Origin of the sequence: Tissierella sp. (genome assembly GCF_052089545.1) — a bacterium.
GTDB lineage: Bacteria > Bacillota > Clostridia > Tissierellales > Tissierellaceae > Tissierella_A.
The window spans coordinates 1-4,052 of sequence record NZ_JBQDAA010000210.1 but is presented as its reverse complement, the minus strand read 5'-3'; the positions used below and the strand labels follow the sequence as shown (position 1 = coordinate 4,052).

5 protein-coding genes are annotated in these 4,052 nt (G+C 28.0%); 2 read left to right on the top strand and 3 right to left on the bottom strand.

The window, feature by feature from the left end:
* Positions 1 to 506: polysaccharide deacetylase family protein (locus tag ACTHW2_RS11650; RefSeq protein WP_442264087.1), on the bottom strand; the 506-nt coding region annotated here is incomplete at its 3' end.
* Between the two features lie 205 nt (positions 507 to 711).
* Between ACTHW2_RS11650 and ACTHW2_RS11645 the strand changes: the two genes are divergently transcribed.
* Both ACTHW2_RS11645 and ACTHW2_RS11640 read left to right on the top strand, forming a co-directional pair.
* Complete coding sequence (locus ACTHW2_RS11645; protein ID WP_442264086.1) at positions 712 to 924, top strand: small, acid-soluble spore protein, alpha/beta type; 213 nt, start codon at positions 712 to 714, stop codon at positions 922 to 924.
* Between the two features lie 84 nt (positions 925 to 1,008).
* On the top strand, positions 1,009 to 1,533 hold the full coding sequence (locus ACTHW2_RS11640) for a DUF4364 family protein (RefSeq protein WP_442264085.1): 525 nt from the start codon (positions 1,009 to 1,011) through the stop codon (positions 1,531 to 1,533).
* Between the two features lie 19 nt (positions 1,534 to 1,552).
* Here ACTHW2_RS11640 and ACTHW2_RS11635 read toward each other — a convergent pair whose 3' ends face one another.
* Both ACTHW2_RS11635 and ACTHW2_RS11630 read right to left on the bottom strand, forming a co-directional pair.
* Positions 1,553 to 2,842 carry a bifunctional folylpolyglutamate synthase/dihydrofolate synthase gene (locus ACTHW2_RS11635; RefSeq protein ID WP_442264084.1) on the bottom strand — a complete coding sequence of 430 codons (1,290 nt, stop codon included), beginning with the start codon at positions 2,840 to 2,842 and terminating at the stop codon, positions 1,553 to 1,555.
* 10 nt (positions 2,843 to 2,852) lie between these two features.
* The coding region (locus ACTHW2_RS11630; RefSeq protein WP_442264083.1) for a class I tRNA ligase family protein at positions 2,853 to 4,052 on the bottom strand (1,200 nt) is incomplete at its 5' end.

Here is a 4,052-nt window from a genome sequence, read left to right as displayed (position 1 = left end):
CCATTTTCTTTTGCTTCTAAAATAAGATTATCGTTATAATCTCCATATGGTGGTCTAAATAAAAAAGGTTTTTCCTTTGTAATTTTATATATTTCTTCGCCTGTAGAATTTAATTCTTCAGCTATTTGTTCAGAACTTAATTCACTCATATTTGGATGCGTTGCTGAGTGATTGCCTACTTCATGACCTCTCTTATGTATTTCTTCAACCTTATCCGGAAAATCCTCTACCCAAAACTTCACTAAAAAAAAGGTTGTTTTTACTTTATACTTGTCTAGTATATCTAATATGTCTATTGTATATTCATCACCATAAGCTGCATCAAATGATATAGCTATTTTTTTGTCTTCTCGTTCCACACTATATATAGGTAACTCTTTTGTAGGAGAAAATACATTTAAACTTTCAAATTCATTATTTATTTTAATAGTCAATAATGCTAAAATAAAAGTAAAAAATACTATCATCATCCTATAACCTACATGTTTTGGCGAATTACTTGTCATTTATATCACTCCTATTTAAGAAAAATCCTTTCTGTTATATTAATTTATTCTCAAAAAGATATAATATTACTTTTATCTTAATTTGTTCTCAAAATAAATGGATATTTTTTAAATCATGAGCAAAGTTTTCCAGTGTATATTTTCTATTTATGGTTATATTAAATATTACAACAACCAAAATGGTGTTGAAAAGGAGGGAAATCAGATGCCAAATAATAATAATAGTAATAAACTTGTAGTACCAGAAGCAAAAGCTGCACTTAATCAAATGAAACTTGAAATAGCAAATGAATTAGGATTGCAAAACTATGAAACAACAGATAAAGGTAATTTAACTGCAAGACAAAATGGTTATGTTGGTGGTTACATGACTAAAAAATTAGTAGAAGCAGGACAAAGACAATTATCAGGAAAATAATAACATAAAAAAGAGAAGAGGATATCCTCTTCTCTTTTTATTTGTGCTATAATAGATACAAAGATTAAAAGAAGGTGAATATTTATGTTTTCTGATAACACAGAAGAACTTGCACAAAATAAACTAATATTACTATATATAATTGAAAATTCTCCTCATTTTTTTGATAAAAATGAGCTCTCAGAATATATATTAGAAAAAAACTATATAAATTTTTTTCTAATAAAACAATACTTAAGTGAACTTATACAAGGAAATCTTATAGAACTTATAGAGGATGAAGACAAACATAAATATGTAATATTAGAAAAGGGAACTTTGGCATTGGAGTATTTTGATTCAAAGATTCCTCAAAATATAAAAAATGAATTAAAAGAAGATTTTGAAGCATTTTCTTATGTACAGGAGAAGGACAGGCAAGTTATTTCAGAGTATTTTTTAAAAGAGGATAATGAATACATGGTAAATCTCAAGCTTGTAGAAAATGAAGAGACTCTTTTTAGTATATATATGAGTGTTCCATCTATAGAACAAGCTAAAGATATTTGTGAAAAATGGAAAGTCGATACTCAAAATATTTATAAAAACATAGTAAATTTATTTATTTAAAAAACCTTCTATAGCTTAGCTATAGAAGGTTTACTATTGTTCTTACCTCACCAATTAAATATAGTGAGCCGCCAAAAACTATCATATCATCTTTATCAGCTAGCTCTATTGATTTTAAAACTGCTTCTTTAATGTTTTTTTCTACAAATATTTCTTTATCATACTTTTTGATCTTATCTGCTAGTTTTTCTGCCGAAAGCTTACGAGCTATACTTACTTCCGTTGAAATAACTATATCTGCCAAAGGCATTAAATAATCAAGCATACTATCTACATCTTTATCTTTTAAAATTGATAAACCTAATATAAGCTTTTTATATTTAAAAAGTTTTAATACTCCTGAAAGTTTTTCAATTCCTTGAAGATTATGAGCTCCATCTATTAAAAATATAGGATCTCTTTTTAATATTTCAAGTCTTCCCTTCCATTTAGTATTAAATATTCCATTATAAATATCTTCATTTTTTATTTGAATTAATCCTTTTTCTTTTAAAACAAGCAATGCAGTAACAGCAAGTGTTGCATTATATATCTGATATTCTCCTATCATAGAAGTTTTAATATTATTTAATTGAATCCCATTAAATTCGTAATTAAATTTACTACCATAGTCTGTCTTTTCTACAACTTCAATATCTTCCGTGCTAAATATAAGTTCTGCTCCCATATCTTTAGAAACATCTTTTAAAACTTTTACAACTTCTTCTTTCTGAGGATAAGAAATAACAAGACCATCTTTTTTTATAATACCTGCCTTCTGATATGCAATCTTTTCCAAAGTATCTCCCAATTCATTTATATGATCATAATCTATGGTAGTTATTATTGAACAAAGAGATTCTCTTATAATATTTGTAGAGTCAAATCTTCCTCCAAGTCCTACTTCTAAAACAACATAATCAGGATCCTCTTGATTATAATATAAAAAAGCAAGAGCAGTTACTATTTCAAATGTAGTCGGGTGTTCTAACCCATCTTCTATCATTTCATTTGCAGCTGTTCTTATTTTAACAGTAAATTTAGCTAAATCTTCATCTGGTATATCCCTTCCATTTAGACTAATTCTTTCATTAAATCTTTCTAAAAAAGGCGAGGTAAAAGATCCTACACTATAACCTGCTTCCATTATACAGTTAGAAAGATAAGCAGATGTTGAGCCTTTACCATTTGTTCCTGCAAGATGGATTATCTTTAACCCATCTTGAGGATTTCCTAACTTTTCTAGAAGTTTTCCAATAGATGCAAGTCCAAGTTTTGAACCAAATTTACTTTTATCATTTATATAGCTTAACGCCTCATCATAATTCATAATGCACCTCTTAAATATTATTTTTTATGTTTTCTATTCTTTCTAATACTTTTTCCATCATAGATTCATATTTTTCTTTTTTGGCTTTTTCACCATTTATAATTTTTTCTGGTGCTTTCGATATAAATCCTTCATTTGAAAGCTTTGATGTAACCCGTTTTAGTTCATCTTGGAGCTTTTCTTTTTCTTTTTGAAGTCTTTCCATTTCCTTTTCAAAGTCAATTAAATCTTTAAGAGGTAAAAAAGCTTCAGCTTTATCTAATACTACTGCTATGTTTTCTCCATCCAATCCTTCTTTTGATGACTGTACAAGAACATCTTCTGCACTAGCTAAATTTTTAAAGTATCTCTCTCCCTTGTTTATGATGTCTTCTATATGAGTATTTTTAGTTACAAAAACAATAGTAGACTTTTTTGAAGGAGCTATATCCATTTCCAGTCTAGCATTCCTAATGTTTTTAATAGCTGTTTTGATATATTCTATATCTCCTTGAGCCTCTTCAAATTTAAAGTCTTCTCTAACTTTAGGCCATTTAGATAAGATTAAAGGTTCATTTCCACCTGGTAAATGACTCCAAATCTCTTCAGTTATAAAAGGCATAAAAGGATGAAGGAGTCTATTTATATCTTTTAATACATATAAAAGTACCTTTTGAGCTAGCTCTTTACTCTTTTCATCTTCTCCATATAATCTAGATTTAACCATTTCTATATACCAATCACAATATTCTTCCCATATAAAATCATAAACTCTTTGTGCTGCTAAACCTAATTCATATTTATCTAAATTGTTTTTGACATCACCTATTGTTGTATTTAGTTTAGATAATATCCACTTGTCTTCTTCTTGAAGTTCTTCTATTTTAAAAGCTTTTGTAGCGACATCTACATCTAAGTTCATAAGTACAAATCTTGTTGCATTCCAAAGTTTATTTGCAAAATTTCTACTTGACTCTACTCTTTCATCATAAAATCTCATATCATTTCCAGGGCTGTTTCCAGTAACTAATGTAAACCTAAGCGCATCTGCACCATAAGAATCTATAACTTCTAGTGGATCTATACCATTACCTAAGCTTTTACTCATCTTTCTTCCTTTGCTATCAAGAACAAGTCCTGTTAAAAATATGTCTTTAAAAGGAACTTCTCCCATTTGCTCAATACTTGAAAATACCATTCTAATTATCCAGAAAAATATAATATCATATCC